The organism is Billgrantia antri (assembly GCF_017868935.1).
Classification (GTDB): Bacteria; Pseudomonadota; Gammaproteobacteria; order Pseudomonadales; family Halomonadaceae; genus Halomonas; species Halomonas antri.
In genome coordinates this window covers 3,188,091-3,214,438 of sequence record NZ_CP053383.1, presented here as the reverse complement: position 1 = coordinate 3,214,438, position 26,348 = coordinate 3,188,091, and the positions used below count along the sequence as shown (strand labels likewise).

At 63.8% G+C, this 26,348-nt stretch carries 20 protein-coding genes; 10 read left to right on the top strand and 10 right to left on the bottom strand.

Features of this window, described 5'->3' with window-relative positions:
• Positions 1-48: 48 nt before the first annotated feature.
• The 4 genes from HNO53_RS14920 to HNO53_RS14905 all read right to left on the bottom strand — a co-directional run bounded on the left by HNO53_RS14920 (position 49) and on the right by HNO53_RS14905 (position 4,988).
• The gene (locus HNO53_RS14920) at positions 49-1,992 is read right to left on the bottom strand and encodes a TonB-dependent receptor domain-containing protein (RefSeq protein WP_209473388.1); all 1,944 of its coding nucleotides are present in this window, start codon (positions 1,990-1,992) and stop codon (positions 49-51) included.
• 107 nt (positions 1,993-2,099) lie between these two features.
• Positions 2,100-3,455 carry a sensor histidine kinase gene (locus tag HNO53_RS14915; protein WP_209473386.1) on the bottom strand — a complete coding sequence of 452 codons (1,356 nt, stop codon included), beginning with the start codon at positions 3,453-3,455 and terminating at the stop codon, positions 2,100-2,102.
• Positions 3,452-4,156: a response regulator transcription factor gene (locus tag HNO53_RS14910; protein ID WP_209473384.1), complete on the bottom strand. Its 705-nt coding sequence runs from the start codon at positions 4,154-4,156 to the stop codon at positions 3,452-3,454. The genes HNO53_RS14915 and HNO53_RS14910 overlap by 4 nt, the downstream gene beginning before the upstream one ends.
• 97 nt (positions 4,157-4,253) lie before the next feature.
• Positions 4,254-4,988: a 4'-phosphopantetheinyl transferase family protein gene (locus HNO53_RS14905; protein WP_209473382.1), complete on the bottom strand. Its 735-nt coding sequence runs from the start codon at positions 4,986-4,988 to the stop codon at positions 4,254-4,256.
• Between the two features lie 166 nt (positions 4,989-5,154).
• Here HNO53_RS14905 and trpC point away from each other — a divergent pair, with 166 nt between their 5' ends.
• Both trpC and nosP read left to right on the top strand, forming a co-directional pair.
• On the top strand, positions 5,155-5,961 hold the full coding sequence (gene trpC / locus HNO53_RS14900) for an indole-3-glycerol phosphate synthase TrpC (protein WP_209473380.1): 807 nt from the start codon (positions 5,155-5,157) through the stop codon (positions 5,959-5,961).
• A gap of 121 nt (positions 5,962-6,082) precedes the next feature.
• Positions 6,083-8,440: a nitric oxide-sensing protein NosP gene (nosP, locus tag HNO53_RS21505; protein ID WP_242597435.1), complete on the top strand. Its 2,358-nt coding sequence runs from the start codon at positions 6,083-6,085 to the stop codon at positions 8,438-8,440.
• On the opposite strand, the gene HNO53_RS14890 is transcribed toward nosP, so the two are convergent.
• Together HNO53_RS14890 and HNO53_RS14885 are read right to left on the bottom strand one after the other, a co-directional pair.
• The gene (locus HNO53_RS14890) at positions 8,417-8,617 is read right to left on the bottom strand and encodes a DUF2905 domain-containing protein (RefSeq protein ID WP_209473378.1); all 201 of its coding nucleotides are present in this window, start codon (positions 8,615-8,617) and stop codon (positions 8,417-8,419) included. The two genes, nosP and HNO53_RS14890, sit on opposite strands and share 24 nt — an antisense overlap.
• Positions 8,618-8,702: 85 nt before the next feature.
• Positions 8,703-11,936, bottom strand: a complete 3,234-nt coding sequence (locus HNO53_RS14885) for an FAD-binding and (Fe-S)-binding domain-containing protein (protein WP_209473376.1) — start codon at positions 11,934-11,936, stop codon at positions 8,703-8,705.
• 180 nt (positions 11,937-12,116) lie between these two features.
• Here HNO53_RS14885 and serS point away from each other — a divergent pair, with 180 nt between their 5' ends.
• Positions 12,117-13,406, top strand: a complete 1,290-nt coding sequence (gene serS / locus HNO53_RS14880; protein WP_209473374.1) for a serine--tRNA ligase — start codon at positions 12,117-12,119, stop codon at positions 13,404-13,406.
• On the opposite strand, the gene HNO53_RS14875 is transcribed toward serS, so the two are convergent.
• Positions 13,384-14,148 (bottom strand): SIMPL domain-containing protein, encoded by a 765-nt coding sequence (locus HNO53_RS14875; RefSeq protein WP_209473372.1) that lies wholly within the window; start codon positions 14,146-14,148, stop codon positions 13,384-13,386. The genes serS and HNO53_RS14875 overlap by 23 nt on opposite strands.
• Positions 14,149-14,324: 176 nt before the next feature.
• On the opposite strand from HNO53_RS14875, the gene HNO53_RS14870 reads away from it, so the two are divergent.
• Positions 14,325-15,485, top strand: coding sequence for an AI-2E family transporter (locus HNO53_RS14870; protein ID WP_209473370.1), 1,161 nt, complete (start codon positions 14,325-14,327; stop codon positions 15,483-15,485).
• Between the two features lie 17 nt (positions 15,486-15,502).
• Here HNO53_RS14870 and trxA read toward each other — a convergent pair whose 3' ends face one another.
• Positions 15,503-15,826, bottom strand: coding sequence for a thioredoxin (gene trxA / locus HNO53_RS14865; protein WP_197447954.1), 324 nt, complete (start codon positions 15,824-15,826; stop codon positions 15,503-15,505).
• A 284-nt stretch (positions 15,827-16,110) separates the two neighbouring features.
• On the opposite strand from trxA, the gene cysB reads away from it, so the two are divergent.
• A complete protein-coding gene (gene cysB, locus HNO53_RS14860) occupies positions 16,111-17,082 on the top strand; it encodes an HTH-type transcriptional regulator CysB (protein ID WP_209473368.1) in 972 nt (323 codons plus the stop codon).
• 100 nt (positions 17,083-17,182) lie between these two features.
• Here cysB and HNO53_RS14855 read toward each other — a convergent pair whose 3' ends face one another.
• Both HNO53_RS14855 and pabB read right to left on the bottom strand, forming a co-directional pair.
• Positions 17,183-17,800 carry a phosphoadenosine phosphosulfate reductase domain-containing protein gene (locus HNO53_RS14855; RefSeq protein WP_209473366.1) on the bottom strand — a complete coding sequence of 206 codons (618 nt, stop codon included), beginning with the start codon at positions 17,798-17,800 and terminating at the stop codon, positions 17,183-17,185.
• A gap of 115 nt (positions 17,801-17,915) precedes the next feature.
• On the bottom strand, positions 17,916-19,295 hold the full coding sequence (gene pabB, locus HNO53_RS14850) for an aminodeoxychorismate synthase component I (RefSeq protein ID WP_209473364.1): 1,380 nt from the start codon (positions 19,293-19,295) through the stop codon (positions 17,916-17,918).
• Between the two features lie 235 nt (positions 19,296-19,530).
• Between pabB and HNO53_RS14845 the strand changes: the two genes are divergently transcribed.
• From HNO53_RS14845 to prpF, 5 genes are all read left to right on the top strand, one after another.
• Positions 19,531-20,241 carry a GntR family transcriptional regulator gene (locus tag HNO53_RS14845; protein WP_209473362.1) on the top strand — a complete coding sequence of 237 codons (711 nt, stop codon included), beginning with the start codon at positions 19,531-19,533 and terminating at the stop codon, positions 20,239-20,241.
• A gap of 31 nt (positions 20,242-20,272) precedes the next feature.
• Positions 20,273-21,163 carry a methylisocitrate lyase gene (gene prpB, locus HNO53_RS14840; RefSeq protein WP_209473360.1) on the top strand — a complete coding sequence of 297 codons (891 nt, stop codon included), beginning with the start codon at positions 20,273-20,275 and terminating at the stop codon, positions 21,161-21,163.
• 49 nt (positions 21,164-21,212) lie between these two features.
• Entirely contained in the window at positions 21,213-22,340 is a 1,128-nt protein-coding gene (gene prpC, locus HNO53_RS14835) for a bifunctional 2-methylcitrate synthase/citrate synthase (protein WP_209473358.1), read from the top strand.
• A 75-nt stretch (positions 22,341-22,415) separates the two neighbouring features.
• Positions 22,416-25,031 (top strand): Fe/S-dependent 2-methylisocitrate dehydratase AcnD, encoded by a 2,616-nt coding sequence (acnD, locus tag HNO53_RS14830; protein WP_209473355.1) that lies wholly within the window; start codon positions 22,416-22,418, stop codon positions 25,029-25,031.
• 63 nt (positions 25,032-25,094) lie between these two features.
• A complete protein-coding gene (gene prpF / locus HNO53_RS14825) occupies positions 25,095-26,273 on the top strand; it encodes a 2-methylaconitate cis-trans isomerase PrpF (RefSeq protein ID WP_209473353.1) in 1,179 nt (392 codons plus the stop codon).
• Positions 26,274-26,348 lie beyond the last annotated feature (75 nt).

The following is a 26,348-nucleotide window of genomic DNA, read 5'->3' as shown; positions in this document are numbered from 1 at the left end:
CACGCGGCGCCCCTTCTCGTTACGACGCTATCGTTGTGCTCTGCTCGATCAGAAGCGATAGGTAGCACTCAGGCGGATGTCGCGTCCGGGATCGGGCAGGCCGTGAGCGACGTCGCCGGCATCGCCGTAGCTGGCGTGATCGAAATACTGCTTGTCGAAGACGTTGTTGACCCGCAGCGACAGCGTCAGCTCATCGCCGTCCAGCGGCCGCCAGCTGGCGTAGAGGTCGTTGACCCCGTAGCCGGCCTTCTGCGGGTAGTCTTCGGCGACGTGGGCCAGCCGCTCGGCGAAACGTCCGGTCCAGCCCAGGTCGATGGCGTCGGTCGCCTGGAAATTGACGTTGGCCACCCAGGTGTCGCCAATGCTGGTGCCGATGGCCATATCATCGTCGCTGAGCGGCTCGCCGTCGATCTCGGGCCGGGCCCGACTATAGGCGAGCGAAGCGTCCAGGCGCTCCCACTCGTAGCCGATCCTGGCGTTGAAGCCGCGGGACTTCAGTTCGCCCAGGTTGCCGAGCACGCCACGCTCGACCTGGCCCACCACGTTGTCGATGCGCGTCTCGAACACTTCCGCCGCCAGGTAGAGGTTGCCTTGGCGATAGGTGGCGCCCAGCTCGACGTTGTCGGCGACTTCTTTTGTGCGATCTTCCGCGTTGCGATAGTAATCGAGGACGAACAGTTCCTTGACGTGGGTGCCGCGAATGGCGCGTGCCCAGCCGCCGTGCAGGGTAAGCTGTTCGGTGGCGTCGAAGCGCAGGCCCAGGTTGGGGCTCCAGCCGGCTTCGCTGAAGCTGTTGTCGGTCAAGTGCTCGTCCAGCTCGAACCAGTCGTGGCGTGCGCCGGCACTGAGTCGCAGGCGGTCGGTCAGCTGATAGTGGTTCTGCAGGTAGAGCCCCACCACGCTGCCCTCTTCCCGGTCGGTGCCGTAGAGGGGGCTGCCCAGGCTGGCTTCGTCCTTGCGGTAGTCGACGCCGTAGGTCAGGGTGAGGTCGCCGATCTGGCTGCGATTGCGCAGGTCGCCGCCGTGGCTCTGCATGGCGCCGATATAGTCACCGTAGGGACCATCGACATGCTCGAGCGATGCCTCGGTGTGGTAGAGCGTCAGGTCCAGATCGAGCCAGTCATTCGTGTCGGAGGTGAAGCCGTACTGGCCGGTCACGGTTTCGCGCACCACTTCCTGATCGAGGGGAGCGTTGCGTGCGCTGGGGTGCCAGTGGGGTCGATGCAGGCGATACGCTTCGTCCTCGCTGCGTTCGTAGCTCAACCGGACCCGCTGTTCGTCGGTGAGCTGGCCAACCAGCTTGGCGAAGCCGGTGAACCTTTCGGTGCCCGTATAGGGCTGGGTGTCACCTTCGGCGTCCTGGTAGTCGCCGTGGTCGGTCTGGGTCAGTGTGGCCAGGGCGCTCCAGTTGTCGGTCAAGCGTCCGTAGAGAGAGGTGGAGGCCTTGTAACCATCGGTATTGCTGAAATAGCCGCCTTTGAGCAGTGTGCCGACGTTCTGGCCCGGGCGCAGTAGATCCTCGGGATCTTTGGTCACGAAGCGAATGGCACCGCCCAGAGCGCCGGGGCCGTTGGTTGCCTCGCCGGCACCAGTCACGACATCGACCTGCTTGAGCAGCTCGGGCTCGACCAGCAGGCGCCCTTGATGGTGAAACAAATTGCCGGACTGGGTGGCGCCGTCCACGGTCACGTTGAGCATGGTGTCTTCCAGGCCGCGCACATAGACCTTCTGGGCCGCCGGGGCGCCGCCACCCACGGCGACGTCAGGCAGCTCGGCAAAGATATCCTGAAGGTCGCTAGCCTGGCGTCGTTCGAGTGCGTCCGCGTCGACGCTTCGGTCGCTTTCGCTGGTGCGCTCGGCGGTAACCTGTAGCGTGTCGAGCTGCTGGGGATCGCTCTGGGCCAGGGCAGTGGTAGAGGTGCTGATAAGGGCGATGGCCAGCCACAATGGGTTGCGAGCCCAAGTGTTGCTGAAGTGCGATTCATGTTTCATGAGTTCTTTCTGCGCTCCTATGAGTGATAAGTGTTCTTATTTGGAGTGCATTCTTGTTTAACTCGAAGCCGAAGTGAACCGCTTTTACATTTGTTACGAAGTGCGTTTCATGGCCGCTTCGGACGTGACGCCGGGAACCACAACGTCATGCGCAGGCCACGCGTGACGCGGTTCTCGGCGCGAACCCAACCGCCGGCTGCCTCGACCTGACGGCGGGCCAGCGGCAGACCCAGGCCATGGCCGTCCGGGCGGTCGTCACGGGCCTGGTCGGTGCGGTAAAAAGGCGTGAAGATGAGTTCCAACTGGTCGCTCGCCACGCCGGGACCTTCGTCGTCGACGGTGAGCCGGTAGCCCTCGTCGTCCGGCCACAGGCCGATGCGGATGTGGCCACCGACAGGGGTATAGTGGCAGGCGTTACGGATCACGTTCTCGACTGCCTGGGCCACGGCGCGATGACTGCTTCCGCTGATCGCCGACTGAGGGGGAAGGTCGCTCTCCAGGCAATGATCGGGGTACTCGTAGCGGACATCTTCGATGACGCTGTCGAGCAGGTCGGTGAGGTCCAGGCTGTCCTGATCGAGGCTCGGTTGTTCGTTCTCGAGCCAGGCCAGCGTCAGGGCATCCTCCACCAGGTCGCGCATCAGGCGGCATTCGCGGCGGATACGCGGCAGGAAGTGCTGAGTGTCGATGCCTTCCTCCACGCAGCTCACCGCCATGTCGATGCGGGTCAGCGGGGTGCGCAGTTCGTGAGAGAGATCTGCTATCAGCCGACGCTGGGTGAGAATGAGGTCGCCGGTGCGCTCGGCCATGCGGTCGAAAGTCTCCGCCAAAGCGGTGAGCTCGTCGTTGCGTTTGCCCAGCAGGGCGCGTACCCGCACTCCCAGGTTGCCCTCGCTGAAGGAGCGTGTGGCTAGCTCCAGTTGGCGCAGTGGTCCCATCAGGTGGCGGTAGATCACAACCGCGAGCAGCACCAGCACGGCGAGTGGTAGTGCCACCTTGAGCAGCAGCTTGGTCTCCGGCAGGTAGGTCCCGGGGCGCATGCGCTGGGGCAGGGTCACCAAAAAGTGGGTTTGTCCGTCGGTGAAGGTGACATCCATGATGGGGTTCTCGGTGAAGTAGAGATGTATCTTCCACTCCACGTGGCGTCCCAGCCGGAAACCCTCCTGAAACTGCTCGGACAACCTGCTTCCCGCCAAGGGTTGGACGTCCGAGCGCACCACGGCGGCCCAGGTGTTCTCACGGACTTGCAATGCCTCCAGCCACTCGGCCAGGGCCTGTTCGTCGCCGGTGCGATACAGACGTTCGGCCGTCGCTCCCCATTGATTCAGAGTCTGCTGGTGCGGCTCGGCGATGAAGCTCATCTTCTGTTCGGTTTCGGAGCCGAGGAAAGTGACTACCCAGACCAGGACCAGGGTGCCAAGCGTGAGGGGACCGCACAGCTTCCAGAACAGACGTCGTGTCACAGGAAGCAGTACCCCTTGCCGTGTACCGTCTGCAACCGGTCGGCGGCCATTCCTGCCGTTACCAGCTTGCGCCGGACCCGGCTAAGGTGCATGTCGAGGCTGCGGTCATAGCGGCTGAACTCGCGTTCTAGCACCAACTGGTAAAGATAGGGCTTGCTGAGCACCTCGCCCTGGTGAAGTAACAGCATCCATAGCAGGCGGAACTGGATCGGGGTCAGCGAGACGGGTATGCCGTCGTGGCGAACTTCCAGGCTGGCACGACCGAGTCTCAGCGGACCTACCTTCAGCTCTTCGGGGTCGGCTCTCTGGTCGGTGACTCCCAACGTGCGGCGCAGCAGGGCCTCGATGCGCAGCAGCAGCTCGGTGAAGCCGAATGGCTTGGGCACGTAGTCGTCGGCGCCGCAGCGGTAGCCCAGGATGCGTTCCTCTTCCGCGCCGCGGGCGGTGAGCATCATCACCGGGGTCTGGCGCGTCTTGCGCAGCCGGTCGAGCACCGCGAAGCCGTCCAGCTTCGGCAGCATGGCGTCCAACAGTATGAGATCGAAATGTTGGCCCAACGCGGAGAGCAGCGCGCCTTCACCCTCGAAGCATTGGCAAGTCCGGTATCCTTTGCTCTCCAGTAGCCCGGTGATTTGCCCGTTCAGCGTACGGTCGTCCTCGACAACCAGTACATGCGGTCGGCGCGGTGCGACTGAAGCCATTGGGCCTACACTCCATGCATACGATAATCGTTATCGTATGCATGACGGGTGCGATTGGCAATATATCTCAACCTGATTTGCTTGCTCAGGCCATGATTCACGCCGTATCGGTAGCCGGTAGTGCTACCACGCTGAGGAGTCTGCCGCCGCTCAGGCAGACCATGCCTGACATCTCCCGGCCTGCCGCCCAGCCGCTGCCCAAGTCTTCCAGCAGGCGCAAGCGCACGGCGCCGAGGCCGTGCCAGGCCACCAGCTCGGCGGCTTGAAAGTGAAACATCCGCCCCACCAAGGGGTAGAGGGCCTTGAACAGGCTCTCCTTGAGGGAGAATGTCGCGCCGACCATCAGCGCTACGTGTGATGGTTCGCACTGTTCCAGACGAGCGGCCTCCCTCGGTGTCAGCACCCGTCTGGCCAGCCGCCTGGCCTCCTCGGAACCCAGCAGTCGCTCGGCGTCCAGGCCCAGCCCCAGGTAGGCTTGCCGGTGGGCGACCAGCGCCGCGGCCCAGCCGTCGCTGTGAGTGAGGGAGCCTACGCAATCCATGGGCCAGCGGGGTGAGCGATCCTCATTCATACTGGGGCAGGCGCTACGGCCGTCCAGCAGCCAAAGTGCTCGCTGGGCGCAAAGGCGCCCAGCGACATACTCTGCCCGCCGCTTGGCAATGGCACCTCGCAGGCGGGAGGGAAGGGGGATACCTGCAAGGGGCGCCGTGCCTGTCTGCGCTTCGTAGAGCGCGGAGTCGAAGCGCGCCGCGATCAGGCGGGTGCCAGGCAAAGGTGACACCCAGGGCCAGTCGCTGCTGAAAGGGCCGATAAAGGAAGGAGACGTGTCCATGGGCGGATTCTGGCATGGGCACCTGTATGGGTGCCATGCTGAAGTGGTATTCGCCCTTAATGCACGACTTTGGGGCTGTGACTTTCCAACTCGAGCCGGGGCTAGGTAAGATGGGCCGCTTACCGGCTTCATCCGCGGCCAGCGCCGCCCGCACCGAGACAGCACCATGAGCCCAACCAAGGACGCCCCGACCATTCTCACCCGCATCCTGGCCCGCAAGGACGAGGAAGTGGCCGAGCGCAGCCGCGCCGTGTCCGAAGCCGAGCTGCTGGAGCTGGCCCAGCGCCAGAGCGCCCCACGCGGTTTCATCGCCGCCCTCGACCGGCGCATTGCCGAGGGCGACCCGGCAGTGATCGCCGAGATCAAGAAGGCCTCGCCCTCCAAGGGTGTCATCCGCGAAGACTTCAATCCCGCCGAGATTGCCGCGAGTTACGCCGCTGGCGGTGCCGCCTGCCTTTCGGTGCTGACCGATGCCGACTTTTTCCAGGGCCACGAGGACTTCCTCATTGCCGCCCGCGAGGCGTGTGACCTGCCGGTGATCCGCAAGGACTTCATCGTACACGGCTATCAGGTCAGCGAGGCGCGTGCCATCGGCGCCGACTGCATCCTGCTGATCGTCGCCGCGCTTGACGATAGCCAGATGGCCGATCTCTACCAGCAGGCGACGGCTCTGGGCATGGACGTACTGGTCGAGGTGCATGACGCGCTGGAGCTCGAGCGTGCGCTCAAGCTCGGTATCGGCCTGGTGGGCATCAACAACCGTAACCTGCACACCTTCGAGACCCGCCTGGAGACCACACTGGAGCTTCTTCCGCGCCTTCCTGCCGAGGTCACCGTAGTTACGGAGTCCGGCATTCATACCCAGGCCGACGTGCTGCGCATGCGCGAGCACGACGTGCACGGCTTCCTGGTCGGCGAGGCCTTCATGCGCGAGCAGGAACCGGGCGAAGCGCTGCGGCGGCTATTCTACTGAGCGGATTGAAATAGGAAGCCAAGGGGCAGCCACGTTGGCTGCCCTTTTTCGTTGGGTAGCGGCCTCAACTTTCAGCGGCCGGGGTCGATAACGATTAAAACGATCCATGAAGGAAGCAGCCATGAGCCGGATTCGCAGCATGCAGACCCGCGCTGAGGATGCCCGCACTGCCGTTCGCGAGTTACATCAGGAGCTACTTCAGCCCGATACCGAGCTGGTGCTGTTCTTCTGTTCCAGCCACTACGACCTGGCCGCACTGGCTGACGAGATGAATCGGCTGTTCGGCGACATTCCGGTGGTGGGTTGCACGACTGCGGGTGAAATCGGTCCCTTGGGTTACCTCGACCACACGCTCGCCGGTGTCAGTTTCCCGGCTGGCAGCTGTACGGCGGTCACCGGGCGGCTGGAAGCCCTCCAGCAGTTCAGCATCGCTCGCGGCCAGACCTTCACCGACGCCCTCTTGCAACGCCTCGATGCCCGGGCGACCAAGCCGAGCGGTGCCAACAGCTTTGGTTTCCTTCTCGTCGATGGTCTCTCCGTGCGTGAAGAACAGGTCGCACGCACGCTGCAGACAGCCATGGGCGATATCGTACTGGTAGGCGGTTCGGCTGGCGATGATCTGTGCTTTGCCCAGACCTGGGTCTTCCATGACGGCGCCTTCCACCAGGACAGCGCCGTGCTGACTCTGCTGAACACCGACTTCCCGTTTCGCCTGTTCAAGACCCAGCACTTTCTCTCGCTGGAGGAGCGATTGGTGGTCACCCGGGCCGATGCGGAGCAGCGGATCGTCCACGAGATCAATGGCATCCCTGCTGCCCAGGCCTATGCCGAGCTGATCGGCGTCACGGTGGAAGAGTTGGAGCCGCACCATTTTGCCGCCGCACCGGTGGTGGTGCTGATCGATGGCACCGACTACGTTCGCTCGATACAGAAGGCCGGGCCGGACGGCAGCCTGACCTTCTACAGTGCCATCGACGAGGGGCTGGTTCTGCGCGTGGCTCAGGGAATGAACCTGGTCTCGGACCTGGAGACAACGATGGCACAGCTGCGCGAGGAGCTCGGCCCGCCCCAGCTCGTTCTCGCCTGCGACTGCATCTTGCGCAATCTCGAGGTGACGCAAAAGAATACCAAGTCAGCGGTTGAGGCGGTTCTTGGCCGCCACAACGCGGTCGGCTTCAGTACCTACGGCGAGCAATACGGTGGCGTGCACATGAACCAGACGCTGACCGGCATCGTCATTGGCGGTGGCGCGCGCGGTGAAATGCGTGGTTCGGCGAGTGGCTGGAACTCGCCCGCCTGGCAAGGGAGGCAAGAGCCGGGATCCGTCGCGACCCCGCCGGTGCCGCCGCGACAGATCGAGGCCGAGCAGCTGCACAAGATGGTGCAAGCCCTGATGGATCGTGCCGAGCGTAGCACCAGCATCCGGGGCTCGGGTTTCAGTCTCTTCCAGACCGCGGTGATGCTGGAAGACCAAGTACGGGCGCGAACCAGGGAGCTTGAAGCGGCGCTGCGCGAGAACGAACAGATCAACCGTGCCCTGCAGCAGGCCCAGGAGGACATGGCGCGGGAGATTCGCGAGCGTCGCGAGGCCCTCGTGGCGCTGGAGCGCGAGAGGGAGGAGCAGCGCATCCTTATTGGCAAGCTGGAGGAGGCGCATAATCAACTGCTGCAATCGGAAAAGCTGGCTTCGATCGGCCAACTTGCCGCGGGCGTGGCCCATGAGATCAATAATCCCATCGGATTCGTCAATTCCAATCTCAACACCCTGAGGCAATACATCGAGGATCTGCTGCGCCTGGTCGACTTCTATGAGGCGGTCGAGCCGTCAATGACGGCAGAGGCTTCCGGACAGATCGCACAGCTAAAGGCCGAGCTCGAGTTGGACTACTTGCGCGAAGACGTGGGGGCGCTGATTGCCGAATCGATCGACGGCACGGCTCGCGTACGACGCATCGTTCAGGACCTGCGCGACTTTTCCCGTACCGGAGCCACCGATTGGCAATTCGCCGATCTTCATCAGGGCCTCGAGAGTACACTCAACGTGGCGGCCAACGAGATCAAGTACAAAGCCTCTATCGTGCGGGAGTATGGCCAACTGCCTGCGGTCGAGTGCGTGCCGGCCCAGCTCAACCAGGTCTTTCTCAACCTGCTGGTCAACGCGGCCCAGGCGATCGAAGAGCACGGCACCATCACGCTTCGCACCGGCTGTGAAGGCGATCGGGTCTGGCTCGCATTTGCCGATGACGGGGCGGGCATTCCAGCCGAGCTGCAGTCGCGGATCTTCGATCCCTTCTTTACCACCAAGCCGGTTGGCCAGGGGACCGGTCTCGGCCTGTCGCTCTCCTACGGCATTGTGCAGAAGCATGGGGGCCGAATCGAGGTCGCTAGCCGGCCTGGGGAGGGCACGACCTTCACTCTCTGGCTGCCCGTGAGACGGCCCCCGGAAGAAAATGCTTCAGCGGTTGAACAGCCAGAATAGCCCGCTAATGAGCAGGCTCAGCAGGATCATGGTGGTGATCGGGAAGTAGAACGAGAAGTTCTCGCGGCGAATCGCGATGTCTCCCGGCAGCTGTCCAAGCGGCAGCTTGGAGAGCCACGGCCAGAATAGGCCAATGGCGACGATGCACAAGCCGATGAGGATCAGGGTGCGGGACATCCAGCCTCCTATGCTTCCAGCGTGGTAAAAGCTGGTACGACTCGTTTCCCAGCAAGGCCGGCGGCGCCTCGCCGGCCTTGCTCGTCTACCAACTTAGCTGACGCAGGTGGCTGAGCAGCCCCTGCAGCGGGTGCGGCAAGGCCTGATCGGAGAGTCGCTTGGCCTGGCTGCGGCAGGAGTAGCCGGTGGCCAACATCCGGCCCTGGTTCGCCTTGTCTTCCACCACCGGCTGCCACGACTGCGCGTAGATGGTTCTGGAGGTCTCGAGGTTACGCGCCTCGTGGCCGTAGGTGCCGGACATGCCACAGCAGCCGGTGGCGACGAGTTCCAGCTCGAAACCGAAAGCGGCGAAGACCTGCTGCCACGCCTTGGGACTGCCCGGGGCGTTGGTCTTCTCGGTGCAGTGTGAGAGCAGACGGAAGTCGGGGTCGTCGAGTTTCTTGAGCTCCTGGGCGAGGGCTGGAGGCACCAGGCGCTGGCCCTGGGCCACCAGCCACTCCTGCAGCATCAGCACTTCGGGCACGGCACCGGGTCCCAGCGCCTTCACGTATTCCTGGCGATAGGTGAGGGTCATGGCCGGGTCGATACCCACCAGCGGCACACCGAACTCGGCCAGGGCGCGCAACCGCCGGGCCTGCTTCGCTGCCGTGCGCTCGAAAGCACCGAGGAAACCCTGCACGTGCAGTGGCTTGCCGTTGGCCGTATAGGGGGCGACGAAGACCTTGATGTCCAGACGCGAGAGCAGCTCGATGATGTCCATCACCAGTTCGGCTTCGAAGTGGCTGGAGAAGGCGTCCTGTACGATCACCATGCTTCTGGCCTTCTGCGCCTCGCTTAGCAGGCCCAGCGAGATCGGCGTGGCCTCGGCGACGCCCCAGGCACGCAGCTGCTTGGCCAGCCGTGCGCGCGAGAGACGGGGGCTGTCGACCAGGCCGATGTGCTGCGTCAATAGCCGGTCCACCAGGCGCTGATTCAGCGCGGCGTTGTACAACGGCGCGGCGTGGGCGAGATAGGGCACGAAGAACTCCATGCCGCCGATCAGGTAGTCGCGCAGCGGACGCAGGTAGCGGCCGTGGTACGCCTCTAGGAACTGCGAGCGCGAGTCCGGTACGTTGACCTTTACCGGGCACTGTCCGGCGCAGGACTTGCAGGCCAGGCAGCCCGCCATGGCGTCGTAGACCTCATGGGAGAAATCGGCCTCGTCGCGGCGGCGCCAGGTGTTGCGCACCCGAGTTGGCAGGCGCTTGAGAAAGTCCCAGACCCCCTCGTGGCGCTGCTGCTGTGCTTGTTCCACCAGGTCGACCCCGGCGTTGCCCTGCAGGCGCAGCCACTCGCGAACGAGGCTGGCGCGACCCTTGGGCGAGTGGATGCGATCGCGGGTCGCCTTCCATGAGGGGCACATGGCGTCGTCGGGGTCGTAGTTGTAGCAGGCGCCATTGCCGTTGCAGTACACCGTGGCGGCATGGGCCTGCCACACGCGCTCGTCGATCTGGCGGTCGAGCTGGCCGCGGGTGGGCACGCCGTCGATGGTCAGCAGCCCCGGGTCTACCCACTTCACCGGCTCCTCCGCGGAGGCTGCCGCGGCGTCGGGCAGGCTCCCCACGGTTTCGGGTGGGGTGGAAACAGGAAGCGGCGTGGCAATCTTGCCCGGGTTCAGCTGATTGTGCGGGTCGAAGGCGGCCTTGACCCGCTGCAGGCTGGGGTAGAGTTCGCCGAAGAACCTGGGCGCGTACTCGGAGCGCACGCCCTTGCCGTGCTCGCCCCATAGCAGACCGCCATACTTGTGGGTCAGCTCGGCGACCTCATCGGAGACTTCGCGGATCAGCCGCTCCTGCTGCGGATCCTTCATGTCGATGGCCGGTCGCACGTGCAGCACACCGGCATCGACGTGGCCGAACATGCCGTAGCTGAGTCCGCGGGCGTCCAGCGCGGCGCGGAACTCACCGATGAAGTCGGCGAGGTGCTCCGGCGGCACCGCGGTGTCCTCGACGAAGGGGATCGGGCGCTTCTCGCCCTTCTCGTCGACCCTGGCATTGCCCAGCAGGCCTACCGCGCGCTTGCGCATGCCGTAGACCTGCTGGATCTGAGTGCGACCCTCGGCCAGGGTGTAGCCGAGGCGCGGCACGCTCTCATCCGCTTCCAGATGGCGGCAGAAGGTGGCGACTCGTTGGGCGAGCCGCTCGGGGTCGTCGTCGTTGAACTCGATCAGATTGATGCCGCGAATGGCCACCGTCTGGCGTTCGGCCGTTGCGGTATCGCCCTCGCCAGGGTTGACGGCCGCCTCACTGGGAAAGAACTCCGCCACGCTGTCCCAGACGAAGTCCTCCATAGCCAACAAAAGCACCCTGTCATCCACCGTCTCGATGGAGGTGGGTTTCGCCTCAGACCCCATCAAGGCCTTGGCGTCGCGCAGGGCGTCCATGAAACCGGCGTAGCGCACGTTGACCAGGGTCGAGTGTCCGGGAATCGGCAGCACGTTGAGCACGGCCTCGTTGAGCAGTCCGAGCGAACCCTCGGAACCGCACAGCAGGCTGTTCATGTCGAGACGACCTTCCGTGTCTCTGAGATGCGCCAGATCGTAGCCGGTCAGGCAGCGGTTGAGCGGCGGGAACTTGGCCGCGATCAGCTCGCGCTGGGTGTCGATGATCTCTTGGGCGGTACGGTAGGCGTCGCCGATCACGCCGCAATGATGGCGTAGCGCCTCCAGCTCTGTTTCGTCAACCGGGCGGCTGACCAGCCGCTCACCGCCTAGCAGCACGGTGTCGAGCTCGAGCACATGATCGCGGGTCTTGCCGTACTCGCAGCTGCCCTGTCCGCTGGCGTCGGTGGAGATCATGCCGCCGATGGTAGCGCGGTTGGAGGTTGAGAGGTCGGGGGCGAAGAACAGCCCATGAGGCTTCAACGCCGCGTTGAGCTGATCCTTGACCACGCCGGCCTGGACGCGTACCCGGCGCTTCTCGACGTCGATCTCGAGAATCTTGTTCATGTGCCGTGATACATCCACCACCAGGCCGTCGGTGAGCGACTGGCCGTTGGTGCCGGTACCGCCGCCGCGGGGCGTGAGGATCACCTGGCGATGCGCGGGGGCGGCGGCAAGCCGCGCGATGTGCTCGAGATCCTCGGCGTGACGCGGAAACAGCGCCGCCTGGGGCAGGCGCTGGTAGATGGAGTTGTCAGTGGCCAGCACCGTGCGGCTGGCGTAGTCGGGCGCGATCTCACCCTCGAACCCGGCGGCCTTCAGTGCCTCGAGAAAACGCAGGTAGTGCGCGCCCAGACCCTCAATGACGGGAGAGGCGGCGGTGTCCAGTCTGGCGATCATGGCTAGTCGTATTCGGTCGTTTGATGCCGCCGAAGAGCAGGGCGGCAGGGGTGACGCTACTTTACCGCGAGAGGGCGGTGGTGCGCATCCCGGGCCGTGAGCGCGTGGCGCCCTCAAGGCCTTTTGCCTACAATGGACGGCTCGATTTTCCGATTCACCGACTGTTACGGACCGGATGCCATGCTCGATCCCAAACTGCTGCGCAGCGACCTCGATACGGTTGCCCAACGATTGGCCAAACGGGGTTTCGCCCTCGACACCGAGCGACTCGAGGCGCTGGAGACCCGGCGTCGCGAGTTGCAGACTGAGACCGAGTCCCTGCAGAACGAGCGCAACACCCGCTCCAAGGCGATCGGCAAGGCCAAGGCATCCGGCGAGGACATTAAGCCGCTGCTCGACGAGGTGAGTGATCTCGGCGACCGCCTCGATGCCGCCAAGCGTCAACTGGCGGAAGTACAGGAGGCGTGGGAGGCGCTGGCCAGTGGCATTCCCAACCTGCCCCACGACAGCGTGCCGGCGGGGGAGAGCGAGGAGGATAACGTCGAGCTGCACCGCTGGGGTACGCCGCGGGAATATGACTTCGAGGTGCGCGATCATGTCGACCTCGGCGCGCTCAAGGGAGAGCTGGACTTCGAACTCGCCGTCAAGCTGACCGGCTCGCGCTTTGCCGTGATGCGTGGACAGATCGCCCGCCTGCACCGGGCGCTGGCGCAGTTCATGCTCGACAAGCAGACCCTCGAGCACGGCTACGAGGAGTGCTACGTCCCTTACATGGTCAACGAGGCCTCGCTGTTCGGCACCGGACAGTTACCCAAGTTCGGCGAGGATCTGTTCCGGCTGGACGACGAGCGCCGCTATCACCTGATCCCCACTGCCGAGGTACCGCTGACAAACTTCGCCCGTGACGAGATCATCGAGCACAAGGCTCTGCCGCTCAAGCTTACCGCCCATACGCCGTGTTTTCGCAGTGAGGCGGGCTCCCACGGCCGCGACACCCGCGGCATGATTCGTCAACACCAGTTCGACAAGGTCGAAATGGTGCAATTGGTCGAGCCCGAGAAAAGCTACGCGGCGCTCGAAGAGATGCGCGGCCACGCCGAGGCAATTCTACAGGCGCTGGAGCTGCCCTACCGGGTGGTCACGCTATGTACCGGCGACATGGGCTTCGGCGCGGCCAAGACCTACGATCTCGAAGTGTGGCTGCCGAGCCAGCAGACCTACCGCGAGATCTCCTCGGTCTCCAACTGCGAGGACTTCCAGGCACGGCGCATGCAGGCGCGTTTCCGCCATCCCGAGCAGAAGAAACCCCAGCTGTTGCATACCCTCAACGGTTCGGGCCTGGCGGTAGGGCGCTGCCTCATCGCGGTGATGGAGAACCACCAGAACGCCGACGGCTCCATCACCGTACCCGAGGCGCTTCGCCCCTACCTGGGCGGCGTCACCACCCTCAATTCTCGATCTCCCAGCTGACGCTGACGCCCGCCTCGATGACGATAGTGCCGGGACGGTATTCTGCCTGACCTGCGCTCTCTCTGGCGTCAGCGCTCATTGCCATCATGCGCGGCTGGTAAACGGGAGAGCGCGTTTCGCTGATCGATACCACCGATCCCAGCGTGACGTTCATCGTGCGCGCCATCAGCTCGGCCTTGTGGCGAGCCTTCTCCAGCGCCATGACCAGTGCCTCGTCGGTGGCGGCATCGCGATCTGCGAGGTCGTAGCTGATGCCATCCATGACGTTGACCCCGGCCGCAGTCAGGGCGTCGAGCAAGCGCGGTAGGCGTTCCAGGTCGTCGACGCGGACCTGGAAGGGGCGCTCGAGCCGGGTGCGCATCAGCATTTCCTGATCGGCGTCGCTGCGCCGCGGGGCGGGAACATACTCGGGCTGCACGCTGAGCGAGCCGGCGCTGATGTCGTCCCGCTTCACACCGGCTTCCTCCAGCGCGGCGATCAGGGAGGCGGCGCGCTCCTCCAGTCGATCACGCGCCTGACGCAGGGCGTCGGGGTCGGTATCGTCGTCGTGGCGTGCCACGGCCGGCGTACGCTCCCACAGCCTCGCACTCAGCGTCGCGCGATCCGGCGCCACGTCGAGCTGGGCTTCGGCCTGCACATCCAATTTGGCGCGGGATTCTTCGTTCGTGGTGGCAGCCGCAGAGAGGGGGATCGCGGCCAACAGGCCTCCCAGCAGCAGGTAATGAAGACGAATCGAGGGCATTGGGTAGGCCTCCTTGCGTTAAGCATGCGAAATTACGCGAGATCGCGTCAGACTGGGCTGAGGGTGCCTGCCCATGACGGAAGGTATCGGATTCCATCGTCATCGTGTCGGCAGGTTTGTGTGCTCGCCCGCTAAGGGTCATGATAAGCAGGACACGCCAACCAGGGATAGATGGCATGCTTAACCGCGATGACAACGTGCGATACGGTCGCCCGCTCACCTTGACGCTGGCCCTGGCGGCGCTGGTGGTGATCATTGCCGGCATTCATGCCGGAGCCGACCTGATCGTCCCGATCCTGCTTGGGTTGTTCATTGCCGTGATCTGCACGTCTCCGGTGCACTGGCTCCACCGCTGCGGCCTTGGGCTGCGTACGGCGGTGGTGGTGACCCTGCTGGTGATCGGCGGCTTTCTCTCGCTGATCGGCCTGCTGGTGGTCAATGCCTTCGGCACCTTCATCGAGGCACTACCGGGAATCGAAGGCCGCCTCTACGAGCACTACCTCAACATACTCGACAGCCTGGCTGCCATGGGTTTGGCCATCAATCCCGATACGCTGGCCGGCCTGGTCGAGCCCGAGGACGAGGACGGGTGGCTCACCGCTTTTCTGGGAGGGCTGGGCAACCTGTTGATGCAGAGCGTGGTCGTCGCGCTGCTGGTCATCTTCATGCTGTTCGAGACGCTGAACTTTCGGCGCAAGGTGGCGCAGGCGCTCGACAATCCGGAAGCCAGCCTGCAACGTTTCCACGAGTTCAGTCAGACGCTCAAGCGCTACCTTGCGGTCAAGACATTCGTCAGCTTGCTCACCGGAGTCATGGCATGGCTGGCCTGTCTGGTGACGGGGGTGGGGTTTCCGCTGCTATGGGGCGTGCTGGCCTTTGCTCTCAACTACATCCCCAACATCGGTTCGGCCATTGCCGCCCTGCCGCCGGTTCTGCTGCTGCTGGTGGCCCAGGACGGTGGCTTGTTGCAGGCTTTCACACTGGCCATGGCCTACCTGGTCATCAATTTCGTTCTCGGCAATCTGGTGGAGCCTCGCCTGATGGGCCGCGCGCTGGGACTCTCCGCCTTCGTCGCCTTCCTTTCGCTGGTGGTCTGGGGTTGGCTGCTGGGTGTGGTCGGTATGCTGCTCTCGGTGGTGTTGACCATGACCCTCAAGATCGCCCTGGACAGTCACCCGCAGACGCGCTGGATTGCCGACCTGCTGGGACCGGGCAAGCGGCCGTTTGCCGATGAGATGGTCGATGAAGTGAGGTCGCTCCCGCTCGACGCAGAGCCGGGCCCGCTCCCTCCTGAAACGCAAGCGCCCCGGCCAAAGCCGGGGCGGCGCGTACGATGATGTCTGGTCCCGTCGTCTCAGGCGTTCTGGTCGATGAACTGTACCAGCTGCGACTTTGACTGGGCGCCAACCAGGGAAGCGACCTTTGAGCCCGACTTGAACAGCATGACGGTGGGAACGCCTCGCACGCCCTGCTCGGCAGCGATCTCGGGGGCATCGTCGACATTGATGCTGACGACCTTGAGGCTGTCGGAGCGTTCTTCGGCAACCTCGTCGATCACCGGGGCCATGACCTTGCAGGGGCCGCACCAGGGCGCCCAGAATTTCAGCAGCACGGGTTGCTCTGCCTTGAGGACTTCCTGCTCGAAGTTGGCATTGGTGACATCGACGTTATTGGCCATGTGAATCTCCAGTTACGTTGCGCTACATCGAGCGGATCAGGTGACATGCATCGGCATGTCCGGTCGGCAGATGTTAGCCGCCGACCGGGTGTCTGGCAAATGGCAGGCAATGATCTGCCTCGTGATGCGAAGCGCCGTCATCTCATGTGCAATACCCAGCTGCTCCGTTTGCATCGATCCCATGGCCTGAATACGTGTTAAACGTTATGCTATTTCGTGATTAGCCAGCGTTGTCTAATCACCATTGCCTCTGTCTTGCCGGGCGTAAGGGAGCCAAGTCGATCATGAAGCTACAGCAACTACGCTACGTCTGGGAAGTGACCCGCCACAACCTCAATGTGTCGGCGACGGCTCAGAGCCTGTTCACTTCGCAGCCCGGCATTTCCAAGCAGATACGTTTGCTGGAAGATGAGTTGGGCGTAGAAATTTTCGCCCGCAGCGGCAAGCATCTGACCCGGGTCACTCCGGCCGGCGAGTCCATCGTCGAGCTGGCCGGCCAGGTGCTGCGTCTCACCGACAACATCAAGCAGGTGGCCCAGGAGCACAGTGACGAACGCCGGGGAAGCCTCTCCATTGCCACGACCCATACCCAGGCGCGCTACGCGCTGCCGCCGGTAATCAGTGAGTTCACTGGCAAGTATCCCGATGTCGCTCTGCATATGCAGCAGGGAACGCCCAAGCAGATTGCCCAGATGGTCAGCGATGGAATGGCCGATTTTGCGATCTGCACCGAGTCGCTGGAGCTGTTCACCGACCTGGTGCTGCTGCCTTGCTATCGCTGGAACCGCTGTGTGCTGGTGCCGCGGGGCCACGCTTTGGCGGAGAGTGGCGGGCTGACCCTCGAGCGCCTGGCCGAGCAGCCGATCGTGACCTATGTATTCGGTTTCACCGGCCGCTCACAGCTCGACGACGCCTTCCGGGCCAAGGGACTCACGCCCAACGTGGTGCTCACCGCCGCCGATGCCGACGTGATCAAGACCTACGTCAGGCTCGGCCTGGGGGTCGGCATCGTGGCGCACATGGCCTACGACCCCGAGCTCGACGACGATCTGGTCGCGCTCGAAGCGGGCCATCTGTTCGAAAGCTCGGTGACCAAGATCGGCATTCGTCGCGGCACCTTCATGCGCGGCTACATGTACGACTTCGTCAAGGGTTTTGCCAGCCACCTCGAACGCGACCTGGTCGATGCGGCGCTAGCTGCCGGGCCACGCCACGAGGCCGAGCTGTTCGAGCACATCGAGTTGCCGGTGCGCTAGGAAAGTCGTTTTGCCAGAGCGGTCCATCGCGAGAATGTAAAGGGGGGCAAGTTTTCACTCGCCCCCCCCCTTGCGATCCGCAGCAACTTTGCCATCAGGCTTAATGCTGCAGGTGAAGCCCGCACTCGCGCTTCTCTTCCACCTTGGTGGGATCAAAGTAGTCGAACTCGTTGGGCAGGTTGTGCAGCTGCAGGTACTGGTACATGTCCTTGGCGCTCCAGCCCAGCAACGGCGAGACCTTGAGCAGACCATCGGCGTTCTTGCTGAGGGGCGCCATACGGGCGCGCTCTGGAGTATCCTCGGCGCGTAGCGCAGTGAACCAGACGTCCGGCGCCATCTCGCGCAGCGCACGCTCGAATGGCTCCAGCTTGACTTCACGCGTGAAAGCCTCATGACGCGGGTCATCGATGCTCGGCATGGGGCCTTCCACCGCCTCGCGGTGCGCCCGGGTGCGCTTCGGCAGGTAGGTGATGAGGTTGAGGTCGAGTCGCTGGACCAGCGCATCGGCAAAGCGATACGTCGCTTCCGTGTTGTAGCCATGGTCCATCCACACCACCGGGATCGAGGGCTGGTGGCGCGTCACCATGTGCAGAATCACGGCTTCGAAGGGGCGAAAATTGGTCGTGACGATGGGGCGCTGGCCTTGCTCCAGGGCCCAGCGAATCAGCGCATCCGGGTCGTTGCCGAGTTCTTGATTGATCGCGTCGAGGTCTGCCATGGGGGCTCCAGGGTCGTTGATGGCATCATGCCCATACCCTAACAAAGGCAGCGGATCGGCCCCCAATATCGTTTCATTGGATTGATATATCCAAAAGAGAGAAAAATTTCTCTTCTTATTCCAGTTCGTGCTTTGTCTCGCCCAGTGCCGCCATGAGATGGCGAATCTTGTCCAGCGTCTCGACGTACTCTGCCTCGACCTCGGAGTCGGCTACCAGCCCGCCGCCGCCCCACAGGTGGAGGCGTTCACCGTCGGCCATTGCCGTGCGAATGGCGATCGAGGTATCCATGTTGCCACGTACGTCGACAAAACCGAGGCTGCCGCAGTAAACGCTGCGACGGCTCGGTTCCAGCTCGTCGATGATCTGCATCGCTCGCACCTTGGGCGCCCCGGTGATCGAGCCGCCGGGAAAGGCGGCTGCCAACAGGTCCAGAGGGCGTCGCCCCGCCTCCAGTTCACCGCACACGACGCTGACGAGGTGATGCACGTTGGCATAGCTTTCCAGACCGCACAGTTGCGGCACGCGCACGCTTCCGGGCCGGCATACCCGACCCAAATCGTTGCGCAGCAGATCGACGATCATCACGTTCTCGGCACGGTCCTTGGGGCTGGCCTTCAGCGCCTCGGCCAGATGCCGGTCCTCCTCCGGCGTGGCCCCGCGCGGACGGGTGCCCTTGATCGGTCGTGTTTCGACATGACCGTCGCTCCGGCAGTACAGGAATCGCTCCGGGGAGAGCGACAGGATGGCTTGTTCACCCCGGTCCGATGGCCACGCCATGTAGCCGGCAAACGGAGTCGGCGTTGCCTTGCGAAGGCGCAAATAGGCCGACCATAGATCGCCGACATAGGGTGCGCTGAAGCGCTGCGCCAGATTGATCTGATAGCAGTCGCCAGCGCGAATGTATTCCTGCACGGCGGCGAAGCGGCGGGCGTAGCCGGCCCGGTCCATTTCTCCGGCGAAGGGAGACTGCAACTGAAATTCGGGGCCCGTGAAAGCGGGTGAGTGCAGCCAGCCCAAGACCTGCTCACGCCTCGCATGCGTGGCGACCAGCCAGCTCTCCTTCTGGCGATGATCCTGGATCAAGGCCCAGTCGTAGAGCCCGGTGCGGCTGGAGGGCAGACCCACCGTATGGTTTGTGGTAGCTCCTACCGGCTCCAGCGCCCGCCCAAGGTCGTAGCCCCAGTAACCGATCAGACCTCCGAGGAAAGGCAGATCGCTGTCGGGGAGTTCGAGAGCGAGGCTGTCCAGCAACGCCTGCTGGGAGACGAAGGGATTGGGTTGCTCGCAAACGATGCCGTCGACCCGAACGCTGCCTTGCTCGTCGACGTACAGCAGCGACACGGGGTCACTCGAGATGATGTCGTAACGTCCGCCGGAGGCGACGGGTCTTCCGCTATCGAGGAGAACGGCTCCCGGACGTTGACGCAGCGCTCCAAAATAGACGATCGGATCGTCCTGATAGGGGAGTGGAGTAATGTGAAGTCTGGCTTTCATGAGGGGGCCTTTCAGAACCGGCCATCCATTCTAGGGGGCAGAGTGTATTTTGTCGTGAGAGGCGTTGGTCTGCTAACGGTTTTTTTCACCAATGCTGTCAAGATTGTCGACAGCAAGTAAGATGCTTTTCCCAGAGCTTACAACCAAAGGCGTAGCGCATCCCAGTAAATGGGTGGTTGACCGACGGGAAAGCAATGTCTAAAGTCACTTTATTCCCCAATTGTCGACAATTATCATGAACTCAGCTGCTCCAGAACAAACCTCTCCTGAAGTCCGGACCTTGGCTGAACGGGTTTTTCACCAGCTGCAGGACGCCATCGTCCGCGGCGAACTGGCACCGGGCAGCAAGATCACCGAGCCAGGCCTGTCGAAGGCCTACGGAATTTCCCGCGGTCCACTGCGCGAGGCAATGCGCCGCCTGGAAGCTCACCGCCTGATCGAGCGCGTGCCGCACGTCGGGGCGCGGGTGGTCAAGCTGTCGATGAAAGAGCTGCTCGAGCTGTTCGATGTGCGCGAGGCGCTCGAGAGCATGGCAGCTCGACTTGCCGCCGAGCACATGACCCGCGAGGAAATCGCCGGCTTGCGCGAAGTGCTGGCGCTGCATGAGCGTCAATCCGACCTCAAGAGCGGCGAGGCCTACTATCAGCGCGAGGGCGACCTGGACTTCCACTACCGCATCGTCCTAGGCAGCCATAATCGCATGCTGATGACGATGCTGTGCGACGACCTCTACTACCTGGTCAGGCTCTATCGCACCCAGTTCAGTGCCAGCGGCACCCGGCCTCAGCGCGCCTTCGTCGAACACCATCGCATCGTCGATGCCATCGAAGCGGGCGATGCCGAGTTGGCCGAGTTGCTGATGCGCCGCCACGTCAGCGCCTCGCGGGCCAACGTGGCCGACCGCTATGCCGAGATTCTCAAGGAGCAGGCCGAGGCGACCGCTTGAGGCCAGCGAAAAGATCACAGAGGAACCTACCATGACGCAACCCACCCCCGGCGCTCGTTTCCGTGCCGCCCTCGAAGCCAATCGTCCGCTGCCCATCGTCGGCACCATCAACGCCTACACCGCGATGATGGCCGAGCGGGTCGGTCACCAGGCGATATACCTTTCCGGCGGCGGCGTGGCCAACGCCTCGTTCGGCCTGCCCGACCTGGGCATGACTACCATGAATGACGTGGTCCAGGACGCGCACCGCATCTGTGGCGCCACCGACCTGCCGCTGCTGGTGGATATCGACACCGGCTGGGGCGGAGCCTTCAACATCGCCCGCACCGTCAAGGAGATACAGCGTGCCGGTGTGGCTGCCGTGCACCTCGAGGATCAGGTGGCGCAGAAGCGCTGCGGGCACCGCCCCAACAAGGAGATCGTTTCCAGGCAGGAGATGGTCGATCGCATCAAGGCGGCTGCCGACGCACGCATCGACGCTGACTTCTACCTGATTGCGCGTACCGATGCCTTCCAGAAGGAGGGGCTGGACGCCGCCATCGACCGTGCCAATGCCTGCATCGAGGCGGGGGCCGATGCCATCTTCGCCGAGGCGGTGCATACCTTGGACGATTACCGCGCCTTCTGCGAGCGAGTCGATGCACCGATTCTGGCCAACATCACCGAGTTCGGCGCCACGCCGCTGTTCAGCCAGCAGGAGCTAGCCGAGGTGGGCTGTCGCATGGTGCTCTATCCCCTGTCGGCCTTCCGCGCCATGAATGCTGCAGCCCTCAAGGTCTACCAGAGCATCCACGACAACGGCCATCAGCGTGACGTGGTCGAGCTGATGCAGACCCGCGACGAACTATACGACTTCCTCAATTACCACGCTTTCGAGCAGAAGCTCGATGCACTATTTGCCGAAAAAGGCGCGGACACCTGAGTCCGACCCGTCACGCCGACAACAACACGCCATATCAAGGAGACACGACATGTCAGACAAACCCATCGGTGGTGCCGGCCTGCGCGGCCAGAGCGCCGGCAGTACGGCCCTGTGTACCGTCGGCAAGACCGGTTCCGGCCTGACCTATCGCGGCTTCGATATCAAGGAGCTGGCCGAGAAGGCGCGCTTCGAGGAAGTGGCCTACCTGCTGCTCAAGGGCAAGCTGCCCAACCAGGCCGAGCTCGATGCCTACGTCAGCAAGCTCAAGGGGCTGCGTGGCCTGCCGGCAGCGCTCAAGACCGTGCTCGAGCAGATTCCGGCCAGTGCCCATCCCATGGACGTGATGCGCACCGGCGCCTCGATGCTTGGCAACCTCGAGACCGAGGAGAGCTTCGATGAGCAGCAGGACGTCTCCGACCGACTGCTCGCCGTGCTGCCTTCGATCATCTGTTACTGGTACCGTTATAGCCACGACGGCGTGCGCATCGAGACCGAGACCGACGACGAGTCGGTGGGCGCTCACTTCCTGCATCTGCTGCGCGGTGAGGCACCGTCAGAGCTTCACGCTCGGGTGATGAACGTCTCGCTGATCTTGTATGCCGAGCACGAATTCAATGCCTCGACCTTCACCGCTCGGGTGTGTGCCTCGACCCTCTCCGACATGCACTCCTGCGTGACCGGTGCCATCGGCTCGCTGCGTGGCCCGCTGCACGGCGGTGCCAACGAGGCGGCCATGGACATGATCGAGAACTGGCAGTCGCCGGAGGAGGCCGAGCGCGAGATTATGGGCATGCTCGAGCGCAAGGAGAAGATCATGGGCTTCGGCCATGCGATCTATCGCGAGTCCGACCCGCGCAACGCCATTATCAAGGAGTGGTCGAAGAAACTGGCCGAGGACGTGGGCGATACGGTGCTCTATCCGGTTTCCGAGCGCGTCGAGGCGGTGATGTGGCGCGAGAAGAAGCTGTTCTGCAACGCCGACTTCTTCCACGCCAGCGCCTACCACTTCATGGACATCCCGACCAAGCTGTTCACGCCGATCTTCGTCTGCTCGCGCGTGACCGGCTGGTGTGCCCATGTCTTCGAGCAGCGTGCCAACAACCGCATCATTCGCCCCAGCGCCGACTATATCGGCCCGGAGAAGAGCGAGTGGGTGCCGATCGAGGAGCGCGACTGAGCTTCCACCGATCCAAGGCGGCCTGAGGGCCGCCTTTTACGCTGCTTTACCCTCTACCACGCGAAGACCGTCGACATGAACACTCAATATCGTAAAACGCTTACCGGCACCGAGCTGGACTATTTCGACGTGCGTGCGGCCGTCGAGGAGCTCCAGCCCGGTGCCTACGACACGCTTCCCTATACCTCTCGCGTGCTGGCCGAGCAGCTGGTGCGCCGCTGCGAGCCGGAACTGCTGACCGATGCGCTCAAGCAGCTGATCGAGCGGCGCCGCGACCTTGACTTCCCTTGGTACCCGGCGCGGGTGGTGTGCCACGACATCCTCGGCCAGACGGCGCTGGTCGACCTGGCCGGACTGCGCGATGCCATTGCCGAGAAGGGCGGCGACCCGGCCAAGGTCAATCCGGTGGTGCCGACCCAGCTGATCGTCGATCACTCCCTGGCCGTGGAGTGCGGCGGCGACGACCCTCAGGCGTTCGACAAGAACCGCGCCATCGAGGATCGCCGCAACGAGGATCGCTTTCACTTCATCGACTGGACGCGCACCGCGTTTAAGAACGTCGATGTGATCCCTGCCGGTAACGGCATCATGCACCAGATCAATCTGGAGAAGATGTCGCCGGTGATCCAGGCGCGCGACGGTGTGGCATATCCCGATACCTGCGTGGGCACCGACAGCCACACCCCGCACATCGACTGCCTGGGCGTGATCGCCATCGGCGTCGGCGGGCTCGAAGCCGAGACCGTGATGCTCGGCCGTCCCTCGATGATGCGCCTGCCCGACATCGTCGGCGTGGAGCTGACCGGCAAGCGTCAGCCGGGCATTACCGCCACCGACATCGTGCTGGCCATTACCGAGTTCCTGCGCCAGGAGCGGGTGGTGGGCGCCTACCTGGAGTTCTTCGGCGAAGGTGCGGAGAGCCTGACCATCGGCGACCGGGCCACCATCTCCAATATGACGCCGGAGTACGGTGCCACCGCGGCGATGTTCTACATCGACCAGCAGACCCTTGACTACCTGACCATCACCGGACGCGAACCGGAGCAGGTGGCGTTGGTGGAGCACTATGCCAAGACCGTGGGGCTTTGGGCCGACAACCTGAAAGGCGCCGAGTACGAACGCGTACTCACCTTCGACCTCTCCAGCGTCGAGCGCAACCTGGCCGGCCCCTCCAACCCGCATCGTCGCCTGCCGACCTCGGCGCTGGCCGAGCGCGGCATCGCCACGAATCTTGAGCAGGCGCTGGCCGAAGAGAGGGCTGGCAGGATGCCCGACGGCGCGGTGATCATTGCCGCCATCACCAGCTGTACCAACACCTCCAACCCGCGCAACGTGGTGGCGGCGGGGCTGCTGGCCAAGAAGGCCAACGAACTGGGTCTCCTGCGCAAGCCGTGGGTGAAGTCTTCCTTCGCTCCAGGGTCGAAAGTCGCCCGTCTCTATCTGGAAGAGGCCGGACTGTTGCCCGAGCTGGAGAAGCTCGGTTTCGGCATCGTGGCCTATGCCTGCACCACCTGTAACGGCATGTCCGGCGCGCTGCGCCCGGAGATCCAGCAGGAGATCATCGACCGCGACCTCTACGCCACAGCGGTGCTCTCCGGCAACCGTAATTTCGACGGACGCATACATCCCTATGCCAAGCAGGCCTTCCTCGCCTCGCCACCGCTGGTGGTGGCCTACGCCATTGCCGGTACCGTGCGTTTCGACATCGAGAAGGACGCGTTGGGCTATGACAAGGACGGCAAGCCGGTCACGCTCAAGGATCTGTGGCCCAGCGACGAGGAGATCGATGCCATCGTTGGCGAGTACGTGAAGCCGGAGCAGTTCAAGCAGGTCTACATCCCGATGTTCAACCTCGACGAGGTGGAACAGGCCAAGAGCCCGCTCTACGACTGGCGCCCGCAGAGTACCTACATTCGCCGGCCGCCCTACTGGGAGGGCAACATGGCGCGCGAGCGAGCGCTGAAGGGCATGCGTCCGCTGGCAATCCTGCCCGACAACATCACCACCGACCACCTGTCGCCCTCCAACGCCATCCTGCTGGACAGCGCGGCGGGCGAGTACCTGGCCAAGATGGGCCTGCCGGAGGAGGACTTCAACTCCTACGCCACCCACCGCGGCGACCACCTCACAGCCCAGCGCGCCACACTGGCCAACCCGAAGCTGTTCAACGAGATGGTGCGCGATGACAACGGTGACGTGATCCAGGGCTCGCTGGCGCGCATCGAGCCGGAAGGCAAGGTGACGCGCATGTGGGAGGCCATCGAGACCTACATGGAGCGCGGCCAGCCGCTGATCGTCATCGCCGGGGCCGACTACGGTCAGGGCAGCTCGCGCGACTGGGCAGCCAAGGGCGTGGCACTGGCCGGAGTGGAGGCGATCGTCGCCGAGGGCTTCGAGCGCATCCACCGTACCAACCTGGTCGGTATGGGTGTGATGCCGCTGCAGTTCGAGGAAGGCACCACGCGTCACACCTTGCAGCTCGACGGCACCGAGACCTATGACGTGGAGGGCAAGCCTGCTCCCCGGGCGACCCTCGAGCTGGTCATCCATCGCAAGACCGGCGAAGTCGATCGGGTGCCGGTGATCTGCCGCCTGGATACCGCCGAGGAGGTCACGGTTTATTCGGCCGGCGGCGTGCTGCAGCGCTTCGCCCAGGACTTCCTCGAGTCCGAAACCGAAGCGACGGCCTGACCCATGCGTAATGTGAGCGCCCCGGTTCTTGCCGGGCGCTCCTCCCTTCAGGAAATGAACCTCATGGCACATGTCCCTCAAATCAAGATTCCCGCCACCTATATGCGCGGTGGGACCAGCAAAGGCGTCTTCTTCCGTCTGGACGACCTGCCCGAGGCAGCACGCAAGCCCGGCCCGGCCCGTGATGCCTTGCTGCTGCGCGTTATCGGTAGCCCCGACCCCTATCAGAAGCAGATCGATGGCATGGGCGGGGCCACCTCCAGCACCAGCAAGACGGTGATCCTGTCGAAGAGTGAAATCCCCGATCACGATGTCGACTACCTGTTCGGCCAGGTCTCCATCGACAAGCCCTTCGTCGACTGGAGCGGCAACTGCGGCAATCTCTCGGCGGCAGTGGGTCCCTTTGCCATCAGCAATGGCCTGGTGGATTCGTCGCGAATTCCCGAGAACGGCCTGGCCACGGTGCGGATCTGGCAGGCCAACATCGGCAAGACCATCGTTTCGCGTGTACCTATCACCAACGGCGAGGTGCAGGAGACCGGCGACTTCGAGCTCGATGGCGTGACCTTCCCGGCCGCCGAGGTGGCGGTCGAGTTCATGGATCCGGCCGACGGCGAAGGTGCGATGTTCCCTACCGGCAATCTCGTCGACGAACTCGAGGTGCCGGGGGTGGGCACCCTCTCGGCAACAATGATCAATGCTGGTATTCCCACCGTGTTCGTCAACGCCGGGGCGATCGGCTACAGCGGCACCGAGCTGCAGGAGGCGATCAACGGCGACACCAGGGCGCTGGCGATGTTCGAGTCGATTCGCGCCCATGCCGCGGTGTGCATGGGACTGATCTCTGACGTTGCCGAGGCGGCCGAGCGGCAGCACACGCCCAAGGTGGCCTTCGTTGCGCCGCCGTCCGACTATGTCGCTTCGAGTGGCAAGGCGATCAAGGCCAGTGACATCGACCTGGTGGTGCGCGCTCTCTCCATGGGCAAGCTGCATCACGCCATGATGGGCACGGCAGCGGTCGCCATCGCCACTGCGGCAGCGGTGCCCGGCACCTTGGTCAACCTGGCGGCAGGCGGCGGCGAACGCAACTCGGTTCACTTCGGGCATCCATCGGGCACGCTGCGAGTGGGGGCGGAAGCCTCTCAGCCCAACGGCCAGTGGACGGCAACCAAGGCGGTGATGAGCCGCAGCGCCCGGGTGTTGATGGAAGGCTGGGTGCGTGTGCCCGGCGATTCGTTCTAGGCATTAGTCATGTCAGGCTTCGCCCCGGGTCGCAAGGCTTGGGGCGTTTTCTATAGTGAGGAGACGACATCGAGC

Bases quoted from the DNA above. Each gene is read 5' to 3' on its own strand.
- HNO53_RS14885 (WP_209473376.1), bottom strand. From the start codon at position 11,936: ATGATCGCCAGACTGGACACCGCCGCCTCTCCCGTCATTGAGGGTCTG.
- HNO53_RS14920 (WP_209473388.1), bottom strand. From the start codon at position 1,992: ATGAAACATGAATCGCACTTCAGCAACACTTGGGCTCGCAACCCATTG.
- prpF (WP_209473353.1), top strand. From the start codon at position 25,095: ATGGCACATGTCCCTCAAATCAAGATTCCCGCCACCTATATGCGCGGT.
- pabB (WP_209473364.1), bottom strand. From the start codon at position 19,295: ATGAAAGCCAGACTTCACATTACTCCACTCCCCTATCAGGACGATCCG.
- prpC (WP_209473358.1), top strand. From the start codon at position 21,213: ATGTCAGACAAACCCATCGGTGGTGCCGGCCTGCGCGGCCAGAGCGCC.
- HNO53_RS14910 (WP_209473384.1), bottom strand. From the start codon at position 4,156: ATGGCTTCAGTCGCACCGCGCCGACCGCATGTACTGGTTGTCGAGGAC.
- acnD (WP_209473355.1), top strand. From the start codon at position 22,416: ATGAACACTCAATATCGTAAAACGCTTACCGGCACCGAGCTGGACTAT.
- trpC (WP_209473380.1), top strand. From the start codon at position 5,155: ATGAGCCCAACCAAGGACGCCCCGACCATTCTCACCCGCATCCTGGCC.
- HNO53_RS14875 (WP_209473372.1), bottom strand. From the start codon at position 14,148: ATGCCCTCGATTCGTCTTCATTACCTGCTGCTGGGAGGCCTGTTGGCC.
- HNO53_RS14845 (WP_209473362.1), top strand. From the start codon at position 19,531: ATGAACTCAGCTGCTCCAGAACAAACCTCTCCTGAAGTCCGGACCTTG.
- cysB (WP_209473368.1), top strand. From the start codon at position 16,111: ATGAAGCTACAGCAACTACGCTACGTCTGGGAAGTGACCCGCCACAAC.
- serS (WP_209473374.1), top strand. From the start codon at position 12,117: ATGCTCGATCCCAAACTGCTGCGCAGCGACCTCGATACGGTTGCCCAA.
- HNO53_RS14870 (WP_209473370.1), top strand. From the start codon at position 14,325: ATGCTTAACCGCGATGACAACGTGCGATACGGTCGCCCGCTCACCTTG.
- HNO53_RS14855 (WP_209473366.1), bottom strand. From the start codon at position 17,800: ATGGCAGACCTCGACGCGATCAATCAAGAACTCGGCAACGACCCGGAT.
- nosP (WP_242597435.1), top strand. From the start codon at position 6,083: ATGAGCCGGATTCGCAGCATGCAGACCCGCGCTGAGGATGCCCGCACT.
- prpB (WP_209473360.1), top strand. From the start codon at position 20,273: ATGACGCAACCCACCCCCGGCGCTCGTTTCCGTGCCGCCCTCGAAGCC.
- HNO53_RS14905 (WP_209473382.1), bottom strand. From the start codon at position 4,988: ATGGACACGTCTCCTTCCTTTATCGGCCCTTTCAGCAGCGACTGGCCC.
- trxA (WP_197447954.1), bottom strand. From the start codon at position 15,826: ATGGCCAATAACGTCGATGTCACCAATGCCAACTTCGAGCAGGAAGTC.
- HNO53_RS14890 (WP_209473378.1), bottom strand. From the start codon at position 8,617: ATGTCCCGCACCCTGATCCTCATCGGCTTGTGCATCGTCGCCATTGGC.